We start from the raw sequence: 16,058 nt of genomic DNA, 5'->3' as shown, positions 1-16,058 counted from the left end.
CATGTGTCATCCGAACCGCCGCCCTGCTTCGGTGAAGGTGTATTCATTGGCGATGATGCCGTCCTCAACGGACTCGTCCGAGGTCAGGTGGTCGTATTCAGCCTCAAGCTGGCGGTAGAGCCAGCGGGCCAGATCGCGGAACGCCTCGGTCACGGTCTCCTCGGCGTCCTCGGTCGGCGGCTGCCAGGTCGGGCTGTCGCGGGTGACGTCCACCGACATGGTGTATTCGTGGTAGTAGCGCCCGCGATGGCTGACCTCGGCGGCGAGCTGGTAGAAGTTCCGCCGCTGGATGGCCTGCAACCGATCCGCCATACCATGCAGCGTCGTGTCGCTCGGGGCGTAGTCCCGGATGCGCGCGGCCGCGCCCTTGGCGTGGGACCAATAGCCTCCGAAGCAGGCTCCGTCGCCCTGGCTCCAGAAGCCGGAGAACCAGATGCAGGGCTTGGCCCGTGTCCCGCCGCCCATCAGACGGACGGGCGTGGTCTTCAGGCGAATGCCGAGGATCTCGCAGACCCTCTCGAAATCCTCGTAGACCGCGTCCCACCAGTCGTCGTGGGGGCCGAGTTCGCGATACCAGCTGCGCGCTTTTTCCTTGGCGGCATCCAAGAGTTCGGGGAACTGGTAGACCTTGGTGCAGATGATCTCAGGCATCGACGTCCTCCCCATTCAGTGCAGCGGCCAGCCATTCTTGCGTGCTGGTCCAGCCGATAGACTTGCGAGCACCGAGATCGATGGCATGCGCGCCGCCGCCGCAGGCGTCGAGGCGAGGTCGGGAGCAGGTCAGGGCGTACTGGAAGCCCCAAAGGCCGATGAGGTCGAGCTCTTCCGCCAGGCGCAGCACGAAGCGGATGACCGCCTCGACATCGCCGTGGTCGTCGTCATGGATCCAAAGGGTGCTGCCCTCGGGGGCATCCTGGCGCACGAGATCGAAGCCCGCGACCTCCGGGTCATCGGCGTCCTGATCCGCAGCGCGGAGTTCCTGGAACAGCGCGAGCGCGCGGGCAGCCTTGTCAGGGGTGCCAACGTCGAGCAGGCACGAGAAATAGGTGAAGTAATCCGCCATGGGGACCTCCTGAATGGGGAAGACCCGACCATGAGGCCGGGCGTTGTGTAGGGATGAAGGAGTGGTTGGCGGCGATCAGCCGGTGGGACTGTCGCCCGCCGCCTGTCGCGCGGCATGCGCGCAGAGCATCTGCCGGTAGAAGCGCTTGCGCGCCGTCCGGAAGCTGCGCACGGCGCGCGTGTCGGGGTGAAGCGCCCGGACCGCCGCGCGCAGAACTGTCTGAGGCGATGCCGTCGGCGGCAGACCGAGGCGCAAGTATGCGGGATCAGTCATGTCAGCTGACCTCGACCACGGGCGAGGCGTGATGCGGATCGACCTGCGCCTCGATCCGCTCGGACCGGCCCATCCAGGGTTCGGGCCGGATGGCCTTCACCCAATCGGCAAAGCTCGGGATGAAGCCGAGATCCTCTTTCACATGTTGTTCGCCAACCCATCGGGTCGGGATGAAGCGCCCGGTCGAGAGCGTGAGGGTCTGGCCGAAGATCGTCTCGGCCATGAATATGCCCTCGGCATGGTGCCGCAGGGCCCGGTGCCGAAAATCGGCGGTGATCTCCTTGCTCTGGTCGAACCAGGTATGCACGGCGATGAAATCATCGACCGTGCCGCCCCATTTCCTCACCGAGGAGAGCGCGTGGTGATAGGGATGTGCCATCGCCGCCACCTCAGAAATCGTGCGTGTAAAGTTCGGACGAGGTGAAGCGCTCGTTGAACTCGAGATGGATGCAGCGTGCGGACGCATCGAAGCAGAACTCGCCCCACGCGCCGTCATTGTTTTCCCAACCGCCATGGGTATCGGAGAGGAAGTCGTAGGTGAGTTGCTCGACGACATCCTCCAGCGAGAGCTGCCGCATCTCGACCTCGGGATCATCCCACGTCAGCGCGGCATAGGGGATTTCGGTTGCGGGGAAGTCGACAGCCGTCTCACCCGCCCAGGCGCCGATGCTTTCGATCTGGCCGCTGTCGCCAGCACCGTCGAAGGTCACGGTGACATGAGTGATGCCGGCGGCCATGAGGCCATGGAACAGGCGGTCCTTGTTGCCGGGGCGCAGGGCGAGGGTCCGGGCGGTGCGTTCGGCATGCGCGGCAAGGATCGCCCCGAAATCGACAGCGGAAGGCCGCAGCGGGGCGGCCAGAGTGGGTTCAGTCTGGGTCATGGATATCTCCGTTCGGTGAGGACAGGTCAGACCCCCCGGGTGGCGCACTCTTCTGCCCCCCGAAGGCTCAAACCCTTCCCAGCCCTCCTCTGTCTCTCGGGCGTCACGCCGCGATCTGCAGCGCCCGGGCGGCAAAAGCGCGCCAGAGCGGATCAACAAGACGGGCATCCAACAGATCGGCACGGTGACGCAGCCGCTGTGCCAGTTCAGGCTCGTGCCAGTCAGTGGCGCGGCCAGCTTCGGCGCGAAATTGAACCGCCTCGGTCACAACGGCCCGCGCCTCAAGAGCATTGGCGACAGGGTGGCACCAAGCCACAGCGCCATGACTGGCGGCCCCGGCAAGAACCAGGCGCTGGTCGCAATCAAGGATGGCTAGAAGCTGCGGCGCTGCATCGGAGCCGTTGTCCTCGGCAAGCTCAAACGCCCCCTGCATGGCATCGGCCAGCGTCGCAAAACGCTCAACGACCACAGGGGCAGCGGCGCCCGACATCAGGGCTGCAGGCGTCCGGTGCATCCGCGTCAGCGCGAAAGGCAGGCTGGGATCAGAAGCGACAGTCGGGCCATTTGGGACAGGACCCATCAGGCGCGGGCTCGGTTGGATCGGCAGGGGAAGGTCAAACATGGCAATATCTCCGACGGCGCGGGAAGCCGTTCTCCCCACCTCAAGCCGTCAAAGACCAAAACGCCGCCCTCTTCCTCAAAGGGGCGGCGGTGATGGCTCTATGTCTTGCAGAAACGCGCTGAAGGCTGTTCTACTGAAGGCCTAATATTGAAAGTTCGGAATCTGTAATGACCGAGACGCAACTCGATCCAATTGCAGAAGGGTTTGGGAAACGAGCTACGGAAGCTCTTGCCGCGTTTCCAAACACGGTCGGGCGCTGCGTGAACTTGTGCGCATATATATCCGCGCGACTCCGAGATGACGGAATCCTAAACGAAGTTTGCCTTGGATCTCTGTCTTGCAACGGAACAAAGACATTTCAGTATCGAAAGGCTTTTCCGAGAAATCCAAAAGGTCCAGTCGAATGGGATGGGCATGCTTGGCTAGAGTTTTCGGATGGGCGCATTGGGGAACCATCTCTGATGAGAACCGCGAGAGCTCAATCTGAACATAGCAATCTTCGAAGGCACCTAGAGATGTTAGAAATTTTGGACCGTGGCGCAGTGCTCATGAGTAAAGAGGACGCAACACGAAATGGTTTCAAGTATACCAGAAAGAGCATCTTGGGACGGGAATTGGAACGCCCACTCATAGAAGGGCTGCTCGCAGTGAATAGTGCAGACCGGCAGCTTGGCGGAGAATAGGCCAAGTGCAGAAGTCTGCACTTGGCCTCCAGTTCAGCCGACCCGGTCGAGGAGCTTCTTGGCGCGCCCTTCCATGTCGAGGCGGGCATCCTGCTGGGTCTTGTCGCGCGCAAGCCGCGTGATACCCTGCACGAAGTCGAAGATGCTTTCCGGCGGGCGGCCCTCTTCCATCAGCACCTTCTCGATGATCTTGCCGGACTCCGCCTTCGAGAAGCCCCGCTTGCGCAGGAAATCCGCGCGATCCTCATCGCTGCGCGCCACGATCTGTCGCCGCGCGGCCTTGATGCCATTCACGAACCCCTGCGGCGAGGAATTGGCGAAGCGCGTCAGCGCCGGGGCCGCCTCATGGGCAAAGCGCGAGGCGGCGTATTTCGAATGCCGGATGCGGATCTCCTGGAAATCCTCGACGCCCCACAGATTCCTGTTTTGACACACCGCCCGCAGGTAGAAGCTCGCCATGCCGAGGGTCTTGGCACCAACTTCGGAGTTCCAGCAGTAGAAGCCCCGGAAGTAAAGATCGGGGGAGCCGTCCGGCAGCTTGCCCGCTTCGATCGGGTTGCGATCGTCGACCAGGAACAGGAAGACGTCGCGGTCCGAGGCATATAGCGTGGTCGTGTCGCGGCTGATCTCGACATCGGGGTTGTAGACCCCGGTCGACCAATCGAGCACGCCCGGCACCTTCCAGCGCGTGTCGCCGGTGCCATTGCCCGCAATCCGCTGCACCGCCTCGACCAGCTCATAGTCGTGGATGCGGCCGTAGTCGGGGCCGGTCACCGCGCGCAGTTCGGTGCGGCCATCCTCGGTCTCGAAGGTCTTCACCTGCTCGGCGCGGTGGTTGGTCAGACCGTATTGCAGGTTGATGCCCGCCAACGGCGCGGGCAACTGCCGCAGGTAGGACGCCGGCGCGCCAACGATGCTGGCAAGCTGGCCGAACGCCCAATGCGTGGGCGCGACCGGTTCTTGTGCCTTTGGCAGTACCAAGTGCAACCGCTCGGGGTTGTCGCGCGCGGCCTCGACACGGATGTCGGCAGTCTGCACCACACGGCTGCGGCTGCGTTCCGACCGACCCTTCACCGATGCCCAGAGATCGTCGAGCGACAGATACCGCTCGTCATCGGGCCGGTTGAACCATTCGGACGACACCCGCCCGTTCCGCTCACCCCGACTCACATCCACCTTCCAGCCACCAGCCCGCGCCGGTGCGACTGGATCCAGAACTTCTACAACGCCCATCGGCTATCTCCCGTGACAGGCGCCGAGAGCCACTCTCCCAGCCCTAAACCCGTCACCGGGAAACCGGCACTCCTCTCACTCTCGAAATCTTGGCATGATCGGCCGCAATGCGGGACAAAGCTGCTGTTCCTTTGTTCTGGTGGTGCCAATTACATCAGCGTGTGCTAGCCATCAGACATGGACAAACCAAACTCAGTTAAAGGCACAGCTACCCCTTATGCCCTTGCGGCAGCTGGTGTTCTTTTTGCATCCATCTGCTTTGGCTTTGTCCCGTATTTTAGCCGCGGGTTGACCGATCAGGGCCTCGCTCCCTACGCGGTCGCATTTTATCGATATATATTGGCAGCGGTTGTCCTGCTACCGGCACTCCTGAAGTATCGCTCAAATTGGCGGGAAATCGTCTGGGGAATGGTGGCAGGAGGCGTAATGGGGCTTGGCTGGGTCGGTTATGTCACGGCTCTTGAGACAGTTCCGGCATCGACCGTTGGTGTATTATATATGACGTATCCGGTGTTCACGATTGTGATCTCATGGACGCTTTTTGGCGACCGACCGACACGGCGCAGCATCGTTGCAGCTGGGTTGATTGTTACTGCGGCGATCATTGCAGGATCTCCAGCATCTGCGCCTGCAGACCAGATTCTAACGCTGCTCGTGTCATTGGCGGCACCTTTCGGTTTTGGTTTTGGGATATGCGTTCTCGTTCATCGCCTGTCTCGCATTGCCCCTTTGGCCAGAATAGCGTCGGTCTCACTTGGGTCAGTCATTGGCCTTGCGCCTCTCATTCTCGCGTCTGAGATCAATGAAATCCAGCCAAAGGGCGGGAGTGACTGGTTTCTGATTGTTGGTATCGGCCTGATCACCGCGCTTATTCCGCAACTGATTTACACTGTTTGTTCACCTATTATCGGTGCCACGCGCACGGCTGTTATCGGAAGCATTGAACTGCCGACGATGTTTGCCGTTGGCGTGCTTGCGTTTGGTGAAGTGATCACAGCTGCACAGGCAATTGCCTGCGCTTTGATATTGGGGGCGATAGCCATGACGCAAAGCCGTTCGACGCGTACTGTCACGACTGTAATCAGTAAGGAGCCAGAAAGGTAACTTCGGGCTCAAAGCTGCCTTGCGGCAGTGCAGCGAACCCGGCGGGTTGTCCCGCCGGGCCCGAGGGGGGGGACCCCGTTCTCAGAACGGGATCTCGTCGTCGCGGTCGACCAGCTCGGGGTTTTCGTTCTCGGCCGACTTCGGGCGGCTCAGGAAGTCGACCTTCTCGGCGATGATCTCGCAGCCGTAGCGGTCGTTCCCCATGCTGTCGATCCACTTGGTGTAGTGGATGCGGCCGTGGACGAGGACCTTCATGCCCTTTTCGCAATGCTCCGCGACCGTCTTGCCGAGACCGTTGAAGCAGGTGATGCGGTGCCATTCGGTGTCCATAACCCGGTAGCCGTTCTCGTCGCGCAACACGCGACCTTCCGAGAGGCGGGGGCGTGAGGTGGCGAGGCTGAAGTTGGTGATGTTGGTGCCGCTCTGGGTGGTGCGGGTTTCGGGTTTCTGACCGATGTTGCCGGCGAGGATGACGATGTTCTGCATGATTAGCTCCTGTGTTTCCTGTCTTCGGGACCGTCCCTTCGACAAGACCCGGAAAAAGCCCGTCGGGCGATGCGTGCACGGTGGACAGCATGGACACCGGAAACCCCCAAAGGACCGGGGTGGAGCGGGCAGGACGCCATAGGCGGCCAACACGGCCCGGGCTGACGCGGGGTTGCGCGCAGGAGGCCGAACGGGATTAGGGGATTGTCAGTCGAAGGGATGGCCCAGAAGTCAGAGAGGCGCGGGGAGCCCATGCCAGACCCTGTCATCCTGCCAATCGGGACTACCTGAACCCAAGCCCATCACCCCACTAGCGGCCAAGATTATGGTTCAACCAACCCTCGTCACCTGCCTCCCTGCCTACGGGAGTTGCGGGCCCATGCCCCGGCGGGCTATCGATACCGGAACATTCAGGACACGAGGCATAGCATGGCTGATTACGATCTCGAGGCGTTGTCGCTTCCAGAGCTGAAGAAAATGCAGAAGGACATCGCCAAGGCGATCTCCACCTTTGAGGCTCGACAGAAGGCGGAAGCCCGCACCAAGGTCGAAGCTGTGGCCAGAGAAATGGGCTACTCTCTGGCCGAACTTGTCGGCACTGAGATGAAAACCACGCGGGTGCCTGGAGCGGCGAAGTACCGGCACCTTGAGAACCCGGCGCTCACTTGGTCCGGTCGAGGGCGCAAACCGCAGTGGTTCGTGGAGGCGTTAGACGCGGGCAACACAGCGAGCGACCTAGCCATAAGTTGAGAGTGTGGGCGACGCGATCGACCCTGAACCGCCTTTCTAAACAGCATCGGGCAATGACATGGCTGGACAGAACGGACAATTAACTGCCGAATCGGGTGATCGTCACACTTTCATGGATCCGGCTTTGCAGTGCTACTTCACCACTCGCAGCGCCGGTTTGTGCGGCTCATTAACGGCCCGTTGATCTGGCGACAGTCGGAAAATAAGGGCCTCGATTTCCCCCAAAGGAATCCCAAGGTCTTTGGCGATGTCGTCCTTAGTCATGCCCTTTGACCAAAGAGCGGCCAAGACCTTTGCGAGCACGGTCGAAACCTCACGCTCGATTCCGTCTGGCTCGCCGCTTCGATAGCCTCGCTTCCCAAGCTCGATCAGCAAAGAACGGTAGTTCCATTCGCTGATATAGCCCAGAGAATTGAGGCGGTATGCCAAGGCCATGGCCGATACCTTCCAACGCTTCTTGGCCGAAATGATCTGCCCAACTGTGAAAAGGTGCGCATAGTCCATCATGTCGTTTTCGGGCATGAGGAATGCCGATGCAAATCTGTCGGCCTGCGTCTCTGCCTCTTTGTCGGCTTTCGACCCTGCGTGGTGATGCAAGACAAGGTGTCCAAGCTCATGTGCCGTATCAAAGATGGACCGTTCCGCCGTCTTCTCTTGGTTCAAGAAAACATAGGGATGTTCCCCGCGCCAAAACGAGAAAGCGTCAACATGCTTGGTCGCTTCCGACAGGGAAAGGACGCGAATACCCTTTGACTCGATCAGCTTGAGAACGTTTCCTATAGGCCTGTCGCCTATGCCCCAATGCTGGCGCAGAAGGCGGGCGGCGACATGCGGGCGGCTGCGCTCTTTGCTCAGGTCGATAAGGTCGGCGGCGGGCAGGTTGAAGCGGGAGTCGATCCACTCGTAAAGCTCGATTCCCAACGATCCCGCTGCTTCTGCAGCTCGGCGCTCTTTGGCCTTCATACGCGACAGACTGCGGAAGCTAACGGCGTCGGTATCAATACGCTCTGGCGCTTCCCGGTAAAAGAAATCAATTGGATAGGAAAGCGCGAACGCCAGGCGCTTCGCTGTCGCTTCATCGGGCGGATGCCCGTTTTCATACTTTGATAGAGTGACCGCAGACACGCCTACGCGCTCTGCGAGTCCCTTCGCTGTCAGCATCCGCCGTTCGCGGGCTGTTTTGAGACGATCTGCGTTGAACATTAGTGTTTGAAGGAAACGGTGATGTCGAAGTCTTCAATGGGGCCGGTATCGGTTTGCGGGTCTGCCTCCCAGTCGCTGTCAGGCGAATAGATGTATATCCGTTCCATCCAGTGAACAAACTTACCCTTTTCGATCACGGGGCAAGACAGTTCCACACTGCCATCAAGGCCAACCATGACATAGTAGGTACGGATACCGTCCTTCAATACGGCGGTGAGGGGGCCGGGTTTCATACCTGCGTTGACAAACAAATCGGGTCCAGAAAGGCTTTCCGCGCCGCTACCCTTTTCGGAGCGTGGCAGGGGCGGCATATTGACACAGCATTTATCAACGTTCTGGAAGCCAATGCGGACAGTGCGATCACGTTTTACAACCGCTTCAATGCCGCAAGTTCTGTCCGGCACGTAGTCAGGACCGACAAGCTGCTGGCGGAGTTCGCCAACGCCGTGAATGTAAGACAACATTCCAGCCGCGTTGAGCGGCATGGAGGGGCTGGCGTCGTCCGCATAGGCGCGGGCGGTTTGTCCGATAGCCATAATCTGCTGGCGAGTGACGCCAAAGTCCTCAAGGCGGGTTTCAACGTCCACCAGCGTGGAGACTATCACGGTGTTGAATGACGGCAATGCTCAGCCCCTTTAAGATTTTCTACATCATACGATGTTGTGTTTCTTAAAGGCAAGTGAAATTTTCCCGATGCTTCGATGGTTGTAGTGTCAGCCCGCTGCTTTGCGCTGCCATTCGTGCGCTTCGCGGTGAAGGTCGGCTCCCAGCGGCCTGTGCGCACCACGATCTGCGCCAGGGTGGCACACCAGCGTTCCTCAGATCGGCATCACCGATCACTTGGTCGTCGATATGCCCGTAGGCGCACCTGCGCCGTGCCCGGGCCTTCGGGAAGTGAGGCCAAAGCCTCACCCGAAGGGATCGTACTCCGAGACGATCACGACCTCGTCCCCGTCGATTTCATCGGCGGGAACGGCGCCGAAGGTTCCATCCCCTGCCTGGAAGACGACGATCGAGACCATGAGCGTGGCGGCGAGGGAGGCGGCGAAGGCGTGTGCATCTTTGCGGGACATCTGTTTGGCTCCTGTCTTGGAGGCGGGGGACCATCCCCCGCGCGACAGGACCTCGAAGGCCCGAAGACTGGCTGACATCACCGGGTGCGTTCGGCTCGTCCGAATCCGCCCGGCGGCACGGGCTTGCCCGTAGTCCGACCCCTCGCGGGTTGATCTCGAAGACGGGATTCTGGCCAAGGAAGGGAGTGGCGAGCGGGGGATGGTCCCCCAACGTCAGGAGCCGGTTGTCCCGCTGATGCTTGGAACGCCGCCAGCCTCCCGGCCACGCTCTTGGTTGAAGACACCTTCTTTGGGGATGGATCCTTTGGCGCCCCGCGAACTCAAAGGACAAGGTTGTGATGGTTGAGAGGCCCGCGCTTGGGCGGGCCTCTCGGTTTCAGTTGGGCTCAGGCGGCCAGGTCCGCGCCCCCTGCCCTTTCGCCCTGTTCATCGCCGACGATTTCAAGCCGCGCGTTGCGGTATCCTTCCTTGGCGATCCAAAGCTCGGCCGCAGTAACGGACTCCGCCAGATGCAGCAGCTCCGTGTTGCCGCCGAAGTCGAGAAGCACGCGCACCTGCCCGGGCTTCGGATCCTCGACCACCTCGAAGACGAGGGTGCTGTCAGCGGAATGGCTGCGCATGATGGTCACGAGGATCACCCCGTCCGAGGAGAAGTTACCCTCATGCAGCGTGAACGACGCGGGTGCCGTCCATGTCGGATAGGGCCGGGGTGGTTCCTTTTTCACAAGGCGGCCAACGCCGTTCGAGCGCTCCCAGGCCGCCAGCTTCTTTGTGAAGCGTGCCGGTGGCTTGGGGCTGCCGTCAGTGTAGCGAATGAGCGCCCCGAGGGGGGCTGTGTCGATGATGGTTGTTGCAGACATGATTCCTCATTCCGAATGCGAGTAATCGCATTCATCCTATTGATATTGTTACGTTATAGGGTGATTGGGGGCGGAATGCCCGCCCCCCGCTGGATCACGTTATTCCGCGGCCAGCATCGACGCGCCTTCAGCAGGCAGGTCATCCGTCAGGAATGCAGGAAGGTCAGCTTCACTGACGCTGTCGGCGACTTCGGCATCGACATCCGGCCCCTGCCCTTCGGCATGGTCCTCACCGTCCAGCGCCACGAGATCGTTCCGGCGCAGGACCTCGGGCAACCAGCCGCTGCCCTTCAGCAAGCGCGCGGCCTCACTGGCCATCTCTCCCTTCTTCAGGTGATCGAGGAGCTGCGCAGTCCCCTCCCCTTTCGCCTCGAGCACGGCCTCAAGGATGCGGGCCTTGGGCACGCGGTTGAGATAGGTGTCGACCGTCGGCTCCCAGCCCGCCTCGATCATGTCGAGATCTGTCGCGCGCGCCAAGAGATCGGCATGCGCCATCCGCCGGGTCAGACCGCCAGCGGAGATGCCTGCCCCGTAAGGGTTCACCTTCTCATGCAGCGCGTTGACGCCGAAGCTGAGGCAATGCGCCAGCAAGGCCAACCGACTGCCCTGGTCGAGGACCGTCAGATAGTCCCAGAGTGCCGCATCGTCGCCAAGCGGCAGATCGGCTTCCCATTCCGCGTGACGCTCGTCGACCAGCTTTGCCACCACGCTGTCCTTCAGATCGGGCGCCTGCGCCGACATGTAGACGTGACGCACCGAGGCTTCGAGACAGCTGCCCGAAGCAGAGGAGGTGCGGAAGGTGTCCGTCACAAGCTTCAGCAGCAGCAACGTCAACGCTACGTCGGGCGAGCGCCCGATCGCTTCACGCAGCGCCAGCGTCCGGTGGGCCGTCAACTCCATGACCAACCGCTCGGGCAGCGGCTTCAGCGCTCCGTCATCCTCATCCTCGGGCAGATCGCCGCCAATCGGCTGGCCTCCCGACATGATTACGGTTCCGCCATGAGCGGCACTGTCATAGCCATCGGTGAGATCACGATCATCCCCCTGCCCCGCCACCGCAGGATCAGTACCATCCTGGACCGCGGTCTCCTCAACGGGCTCATCCGCTGGACGCACATAGCCGCGATAGACTGCCAGCGCGCCGTAGCGGTCGAGCGTGACGAACGCCCCTGCCCGTCCGATTTCCAAGGGATCGAAGATCAATGGCCGGGTCTCGAGCTTTTCCATCTCCGTTTCCAACACGCCAAGCCGCGTGTCGATCTCGTCGGGGATTTCATCCTGACCCGCGTATTCCTCTTCCAGCGCCCGATACTCGGTCAGCAGCCTGGCATGGGCCGCGCCTTCGTCATCCGTCATCGGTGCCGGATCACCGGACAGGGACCGCAGGCCGTGGCTGTAGCCGTAGGGCAGGTCGAGTGCGACCTCGATCCACTTCCAGCCCTCAACGGCAATCGTCTCAGCCTCGGCCTGGAGTTTTTCTGTCACCAGCCGATCAAGCAGGGCAGGGTCTTCGAGCCAGCCACCGTCATCGCCTTGGAACAGGTCATGCAGCATCGTGCCACCCGCCGCTTCATAGGCCTCAACACCCACAAAGACCGCGCGCCGGTCGGACGCCCGGACCGAAGTCTCGGTCAGCATGCGCCGGATTTGGAATGGCTCCTTGTTCCAGGATGAATGGATCACATCCCAGACCTGAACCTGACGCGCGTGATCGGGGTTCACCGTGAAGGCCATGAGCTGCTCCAGCGTCATGCCATCCTCGGCGTAGACTTCAAGCAGGGCAGGGGCGACGGAAGCGAGTTTCAGGCGCTGCTTCACGACCTGCGGCGTCACGAAGAAGGCCGCAGCAATCTCTGCATCGCTCTGACCCTTATCCCGCAGGGACACAAACGCGCGGAACTGATCGAGCGGGTGCAAGGCGACGCGCTGCATGTTCTCGGCCAAGGAATCGTCCTCGGCCAGGATGTCGGACGCAGCATCGCGCACGATGCAAGGAATGGGCGTCGTCTTCGCCAACCGCTTTTGCTTCACCAGCAAGGACAATGCCTGGAACCGGCGGCCCCCGGCCGGTATCTCGAACTTGCCGGTCTCGGTACCATCGTTAGCCAAGACGGGCCGAACGCTCAGGCTCTGCAAGAGGCCGCGGCGGCCGATGTCTTCGGCCAGTTCCTCGACGGACACGCCAGCCTTGATGCGCCGCACATTGGACTGGCTCAGCACCAGCTTGTCGAAAGGGATATCCCGTGAAGGGGACATCGTGATTTTCTGGACAGCTTTGGTCATCAGATCTTCTCCACGACGGGCGCCGGAAGCCACTCTCCCGATCTCACTTCCCGTCACCCTCAAACCAACACTCCTTTCCCTCTCACGATCGTTCTTGACCGCGGTCAAGAAGTTCACGTGGGAGCAAGTTGTGTGCGTAGGATCCTTTCGAAATAGGCGTCAGGGTGTTTGATCGTGTCTGCTCTTGCTATCAGGTAGTCGAAGACGAGAAGCAGTTTTCCCGCGCCAGCTTTCTGGATGCCATACCGAAGTTCGTCTTGGCTTATTCTAAGCAATCGACCGAGCTCGTATAGAATGCGGGTAAGGGCTTCTCCTGTCCGCGGCGGTTCTGGGAAAAATCCTGCAACATGGGTGAAATCCTCCCATGCCATGCGTGCTGGGTCTCGGTTCATCGTCGGTTTGGTTTTTGCGGTTTGTTCACTGCGATTGACCGTAGAGGGAGCAATCTTTTTAATATCTTTTTTTATAGACTCTATGTGCCGGACATTTTGTCCGTTTGTGGCGGGCAGATCGTTGGATTCTGGTGCATAAGGTCGGTGTTCGATAGCTTGTAAATTATCTTCGGAACCAGCTTTTTCTGCGGCATGGTGTTCACCGTAGCTTGCGTCGGTATCGGCTCCGAGGGCTCTAAGTTCCGAGATAACGCTCAGGACTGCATCAACGGTTAATGTTGCTCGACGCAGGACATTTCTGATCATGTTGAGGGTAGAGAGCTTTGCGTCATCGAAGCGTGTCTGTTGGAGTAGCGAAGCTCGTAGGGCCAACGCCTCAGCCTTCAGTGAGCGCAAGCGCTCGCGTTCTTCGGTGAGTTGCAAGGCTTGCGTCGAGAGCGATCCGTACCTCTGGATCAAGGGCATCAGGTCGATGCCGAAGGCATCTCTGATAACGCCTCCATACCGCAGCGGAAAGCGTTTGCCATTTGCTGAGTTCTTGCGTTCGATCAGTTCAGCAGCTGAGAGGCGTCCCAGGCTGCGTCGAAGTGTTCTCTCATCGAGTCCATTGGCGCGCTCTGACAGAGAAGCGTTCGATGGGAACACGACAGTGAGCGTAAGTCGCTGGCTGTCCTGAATCTCACGTTCTTTGCGGGGTAGGAAGCTAATGAGCGCGGTCAGAACGGCGAGGTCATTGGCTGTGAGACCGAGCTCCTTCCTCAGTACGCGAACTGGGCCCAGAAGCTCATAGGGGTTAGGGCAGGGCAGAGATATCCGTTCCGCCAGGGCGGTTGTTGTTTCAGTTGCATGTCTCATGGTGTTTCGGAAGAAAAAGCATCCCCGTTCACCGCGAGCGGTGTTGAAATCGATTCGTTTTGGGGGTATCAATCAGGTGTCGAGACTGATTGAGGCCCTTCGGAAGCATCGCTTTCGGGGGGTCTTTCTTTTTCTAGCCGGTCCTCCTTTCGTTTCTGCTCGTTGCTTTTGATGTCTTGACCGCGGTCAAGACACGGGGTCGTCACTTTGGCCCGTCTTGACCGCGGTCAAGAAGCTCCATGACCAGTTTCCGGACTGCCTCCTCAACACGAGGGACAAGATCAGCGTCCACATCGATGGTGATGCGGTTGCCCTTTCGGCCGATCTTCACGCGCTCACTGGGATGTGTCTTCTGCGTCGACGGTTTGGTGGCTGTCAGCAAGGTAACCGCCGCTTCGAGACGGTCGGGGCCCGGTACGTTGCGAGGGATTTTGCCGGCAACTTCTCGGGCTCTCGCGACGTCTTTCTCGCACAGCCTGAAAAGCTTTTCCCAAACCCGTCGACCAACGCCGTGTGCAGGTCCGATAGCCTGGATCAGTTCCATCGGGATGCCCGTAGCGATACGGTTCATCCGCGAGACGAGCGATTCATCGATCTGAAGTGCCCGATACGCGATCGTTTGAGCGTTCTTGCGCGTTTCGTCGGTTTTCCCAAGTTCTCGAATGATCCCGGCGACAAACAGAGCCCTTTCGATGAACGATGGGTCTTGACGCGCATTATTCTCCACGCCTTGGGCAATGAGAGCTTCCTCGTCGGTCATCTCCATGACCGTGGCGCGCACTTTCTGACCAAGTTGGCTACAAGCGAGAAGCCGACGGCGTCCATAGACGATCTCAAGCGCACCGTCCTGGGTTCGGCGAACCAGCACTGGAACCTTTTGACCGTGCTCGCGGATCGACGAGACAAGCTCATCCAGACCATCGCTTGGATCGATGCGGTCCATGACCGCGGACATCCGTATGGCGGTCGGGTCGATCAGCCGCGTGGCGTGTTTATCTTCTTCGAGCACGGATGCTTGTGCGCGAGCTACAGTTGGGCTCGTTCGCTTCACATCCAGATCCTCGTCCGAAGGCGGCGTTTTGCCCATCGCGTTCTTGAGTGAGTCCCCGAAGACCTTACGCGCCATGGCTACGCCCCCATGCTTTCAGGATTTCGCGTTCGACTTCGTCGGTCACGCGCGAGACGGACTCGATCGCGCGCTCGTAAGTTCTGCGATTCACGTCGCGAGGTTCGACCTCGAAGATGCTCTGCTGGGTGTTCGCAGCATCACCCACGGCTGTTGATTTCAGGAACTCGGCAGACAGCACGGCATCCCCGAGGACTGTCCGAAGCAGAGACGAGATCTGCACTTGCGGACCATCCGTATTTTCGTAGCGGGTGATCAGAACGCGCACGAAGTTCAGTCCATGTTCCGGGGCGTGTGCCTCGACGACGCCCATCAGGTTGCTCGCCATGCCCAGAAAGCTCGCCAGCGACATGACATCGAGCATCGACGCGTTGAGCGGGATCAGGACCCCAGTTGATGCAAAGAGTGCAGAGATCACAGAGAAGTTCAGCTGCGGTGGGGTGTCAAATATCACCACATCATATCGGTTGAGGACGGGCTCAAGCGCTTCCCGGATGCGGCTATGGAACGTGGTGGCGCCGTGCCTGAAGCTCAAGGCGACCTCGAACTCGTACTCCATGATGTCCATGGATGCTGGAATCAGATCCACAGTCGGGAAGTTCGTTTTGCGAATGATATCTGCTGCGGGCAATGGATCGTCGGATCGGATAAGATCGTATGAAGTCGGCATATCCGGATCGAGCTCGGGAGTAACCCCGAACAGGTTTGTCAGACTTGCCTGGCTGTCTAGGTCGATCAGCAAGACCCGGTAGCCGCGCAGACCCAGTAGTTGTCCTACATGGGCAACAGATGACGTCTTTGCCGAACCACCCTTCAGGTTGAAGATCGTCAAGACCTGACAAGCCTCTCCCGGTCTTCTGTGCGGGTGTTCTTCTGGCTTGATCCTTCCAGTCTCGAGAAGTACGCGTTGTGCCTCGACCATCTCCTCTGCAGAGAAGCTACGGCGGTTGCCGCCCTCCAGGACACCTTCGGGAAAGCCTTCGAGGTTTGACACATGATGGCGAAAGGTATTCTGATTAATGCGAAGCAGTTCAGCCGCTTCCCGCATGGCGAAGCGTCGGAGGCCCTTCTGAGCGTCCGGTGGGAAGGTTTCCTGCGCATGTTCACGCAACCGACTACCAAGCCGCTTGGACATGACTTCAAATCTCTGGGAGGCCCGTATCCCGTTCAT

General features: G+C 60.1%; 18 protein-coding genes. 2 read left to right on the top strand and 16 right to left on the bottom strand.

Annotated features, from left to right (window positions below; all coding sequences use genetic code 11):
• Positions 1-6 precede the first annotated feature (6 nt).
• The 7 genes from DSM107133_RS21255 to DSM107133_RS21225 all read right to left on the bottom strand — a co-directional run bounded on the left by DSM107133_RS21255 (position 7) and on the right by DSM107133_RS21225 (position 4,755).
• Positions 7-651: an antitoxin of toxin-antitoxin stability system gene (locus tag DSM107133_RS21255; RefSeq protein ID WP_114293706.1), complete on the bottom strand. Its 645-nt coding sequence runs from the start codon at positions 649-651 to the stop codon at positions 7-9.
• Positions 644-1,063 carry a hypothetical protein gene (locus tag DSM107133_RS21250; RefSeq protein WP_114293639.1) on the bottom strand — a complete coding sequence of 140 codons (420 nt, stop codon included), beginning with the start codon at positions 1,061-1,063 and terminating at the stop codon, positions 644-646. The genes DSM107133_RS21255 and DSM107133_RS21250 overlap by 8 nt, the downstream gene beginning before the upstream one ends.
• A gap of 75 nt (positions 1,064-1,138) precedes the next feature.
• Positions 1,139-1,336: a hypothetical protein gene (locus DSM107133_RS21245; RefSeq protein ID WP_114293640.1), complete on the bottom strand. Its 198-nt coding sequence runs from the start codon at positions 1,334-1,336 to the stop codon at positions 1,139-1,141.
• A 1-nt stretch (position 1,337) separates the two neighbouring features.
• The gene (locus tag DSM107133_RS21240; RefSeq protein WP_114293707.1) at positions 1,338-1,715 is read right to left on the bottom strand and encodes a hypothetical protein; all 378 of its coding nucleotides are present in this window, start codon (positions 1,713-1,715) and stop codon (positions 1,338-1,340) included.
• 10 nt (positions 1,716-1,725) lie between these two features.
• A complete protein-coding gene (locus tag DSM107133_RS21235) occupies positions 1,726-2,217 on the bottom strand; it encodes a DUF6878 family protein (protein ID WP_114293641.1) in 492 nt (163 codons plus the stop codon).
• Positions 2,218-2,320: 103 nt separating this feature from the next.
• Positions 2,321-2,839, bottom strand: coding sequence for a DNA repair protein RadC (locus DSM107133_RS21230; RefSeq protein WP_114293642.1), 519 nt, complete (start codon positions 2,837-2,839; stop codon positions 2,321-2,323).
• A gap of 716 nt (positions 2,840-3,555) precedes the next feature.
• Positions 3,556-4,755: a DUF932 domain-containing protein gene (locus DSM107133_RS21225; RefSeq protein WP_243253627.1), complete on the bottom strand. Its 1,200-nt coding sequence runs from the start codon at positions 4,753-4,755 to the stop codon at positions 3,556-3,558.
• A gap of 177 nt (positions 4,756-4,932) precedes the next feature.
• On the opposite strand from DSM107133_RS21225, the gene DSM107133_RS21220 reads away from it, so the two are divergent.
• Complete coding sequence (locus DSM107133_RS21220) at positions 4,933-5,859, top strand: DMT family transporter (protein ID WP_114293644.1); 927 nt, start codon at positions 4,933-4,935, stop codon at positions 5,857-5,859.
• Between the two features lie 81 nt (positions 5,860-5,940).
• Here the strand turns inward: DSM107133_RS21220 and DSM107133_RS21215 are convergent, their stop codons facing one another.
• Positions 5,941-6,345, bottom strand: a complete 405-nt coding sequence (locus tag DSM107133_RS21215; RefSeq protein WP_114293645.1) for a single-stranded DNA-binding protein — start codon at positions 6,343-6,345, stop codon at positions 5,941-5,943.
• A gap of 429 nt (positions 6,346-6,774) precedes the next feature.
• Here DSM107133_RS21215 and DSM107133_RS21210 point away from each other — a divergent pair, with 429 nt between their 5' ends.
• Entirely contained in the window at positions 6,775-7,095 is a 321-nt protein-coding gene (locus DSM107133_RS21210) for an H-NS histone family protein (protein ID WP_114293646.1), read from the top strand.
• 132 nt (positions 7,096-7,227) lie between these two features.
• Here the strand turns inward: DSM107133_RS21210 and DSM107133_RS21205 are convergent, their stop codons facing one another.
• From DSM107133_RS21205 to repA, 8 genes are all read right to left on the bottom strand, one after another.
• Positions 7,228-8,298: an ImmA/IrrE family metallo-endopeptidase gene (locus DSM107133_RS21205; RefSeq protein ID WP_067296439.1), complete on the bottom strand. Its 1,071-nt coding sequence runs from the start codon at positions 8,296-8,298 to the stop codon at positions 7,228-7,230.
• Positions 8,298-8,885 (bottom strand): hypothetical protein, encoded by a 588-nt coding sequence (locus DSM107133_RS21200; protein WP_205387822.1) that lies wholly within the window; start codon positions 8,883-8,885, stop codon positions 8,298-8,300. Before DSM107133_RS21200 ends, DSM107133_RS21205 begins: the two co-directional genes overlap by 1 nt.
• A gap of 321 nt (positions 8,886-9,206) precedes the next feature.
• Positions 9,207-9,371 (bottom strand): hypothetical protein, encoded by a 165-nt coding sequence (locus tag DSM107133_RS21195; RefSeq protein ID WP_007803240.1) that lies wholly within the window; start codon positions 9,369-9,371, stop codon positions 9,207-9,209.
• Between the two features lie 386 nt (positions 9,372-9,757).
• Complete coding sequence (locus DSM107133_RS21190; protein ID WP_114293647.1) at positions 9,758-10,231, bottom strand: hypothetical protein; 474 nt, start codon at positions 10,229-10,231, stop codon at positions 9,758-9,760.
• Positions 10,232-10,330: 99 nt separating this feature from the next.
• The gene (locus DSM107133_RS21185; RefSeq protein ID WP_243253626.1) at positions 10,331-12,514 is read right to left on the bottom strand and encodes a ParB/RepB/Spo0J family partition protein; all 2,184 of its coding nucleotides are present in this window, start codon (positions 12,512-12,514) and stop codon (positions 10,331-10,333) included.
• A gap of 113 nt (positions 12,515-12,627) precedes the next feature.
• Entirely contained in the window at positions 12,628-13,761 is a 1,134-nt protein-coding gene (locus DSM107133_RS21180) for a helix-turn-helix domain-containing protein (protein ID WP_114294354.1), read from the bottom strand.
• A 202-nt stretch (positions 13,762-13,963) separates the two neighbouring features.
• A complete protein-coding gene (locus tag DSM107133_RS21175) occupies positions 13,964-14,887 on the bottom strand; it encodes a ParB/RepB/Spo0J family partition protein (RefSeq protein WP_114294356.1) in 924 nt (307 codons plus the stop codon).
• Positions 14,877-16,058: a plasmid partitioning protein RepA gene (gene repA, locus DSM107133_RS21170; RefSeq protein WP_071675919.1), complete on the bottom strand. Its 1,182-nt coding sequence runs from the start codon at positions 16,056-16,058 to the stop codon at positions 14,877-14,879. Before repA ends, DSM107133_RS21175 begins: the two co-directional genes overlap by 11 nt.

Source organism: Pseudosulfitobacter sp. DSM 107133 (assembly GCF_022788695.1).
Lineage (GTDB): Bacteria > Pseudomonadota > Alphaproteobacteria > Rhodobacterales > Rhodobacteraceae > Pseudosulfitobacter.
This window is presented reverse-complemented; position numbering and strand designations above follow the sequence as displayed.

Coding starts and splice junctions, on each gene's coding strand:
- DSM107133_RS21220 (WP_114293644.1), top strand. CDS start 4,933: ATGGACAAACCAAACTCAGTTAAAGGCACAGCTACCCCTTATGCCCTT.
- DSM107133_RS21245 (WP_114293640.1), bottom strand. CDS start 1,336: ATGACTGATCCCGCATACTTGCGCCTCGGTCTGCCGCCGACGGCATCG.
- DSM107133_RS21235 (WP_114293641.1), bottom strand. CDS start 2,217: ATGACCCAGACTGAACCCACTCTGGCCGCCCCGCTGCGGCCTTCCGCT.
- DSM107133_RS21180 (WP_114294354.1), bottom strand. CDS start 13,761: ATGAGACATGCAACTGAAACAACAACCGCCCTGGCGGAACGGATATCT.
- DSM107133_RS21230 (WP_114293642.1), bottom strand. CDS start 2,839: ATGTTTGACCTTCCCCTGCCGATCCAACCGAGCCCGCGCCTGATGGGT.
- DSM107133_RS21205 (WP_067296439.1), bottom strand. CDS start 8,298: ATGTTCAACGCAGATCGTCTCAAAACAGCCCGCGAACGGCGGATGCTG.
- DSM107133_RS21210 (WP_114293646.1), top strand. CDS start 6,775: ATGGCTGATTACGATCTCGAGGCGTTGTCGCTTCCAGAGCTGAAGAAA.
- DSM107133_RS21255 (WP_114293706.1), bottom strand. CDS start 651: ATGCCTGAGATCATCTGCACCAAGGTCTACCAGTTCCCCGAACTCTTG.
- DSM107133_RS21195 (WP_007803240.1), bottom strand. CDS start 9,371: ATGTCCCGCAAAGATGCACACGCCTTCGCCGCCTCCCTCGCCGCCACG.
- DSM107133_RS21190 (WP_114293647.1), bottom strand. CDS start 10,231: ATGTCTGCAACAACCATCATCGACACAGCCCCCCTCGGGGCGCTCATT.
- DSM107133_RS21215 (WP_114293645.1), bottom strand. CDS start 6,345: ATGCAGAACATCGTCATCCTCGCCGGCAACATCGGTCAGAAACCCGAA.
- repA (WP_071675919.1), bottom strand. CDS start 16,058: ATGAACGGGATACGGGCCTCCCAGAGATTTGAAGTCATGTCCAAGCGG.
- DSM107133_RS21240 (WP_114293707.1), bottom strand. CDS start 1,715: ATGGCACATCCCTATCACCACGCGCTCTCCTCGGTGAGGAAATGGGGC.
- DSM107133_RS21175 (WP_114294356.1), bottom strand. CDS start 14,887: ATGGCGCGTAAGGTCTTCGGGGACTCACTCAAGAACGCGATGGGCAAA.
- DSM107133_RS21185 (WP_243253626.1), bottom strand. CDS start 12,514: ATGACCAAAGCTGTCCAGAAAATCACGATGTCCCCTTCACGGGATATC.
- DSM107133_RS21225 (WP_243253627.1), bottom strand. CDS start 4,755: ATGGGCGTTGTAGAAGTTCTGGATCCAGTCGCACCGGCGCGGGCTGGT.
- DSM107133_RS21250 (WP_114293639.1), bottom strand. CDS start 1,063: ATGGCGGATTACTTCACCTATTTCTCGTGCCTGCTCGACGTTGGCACC.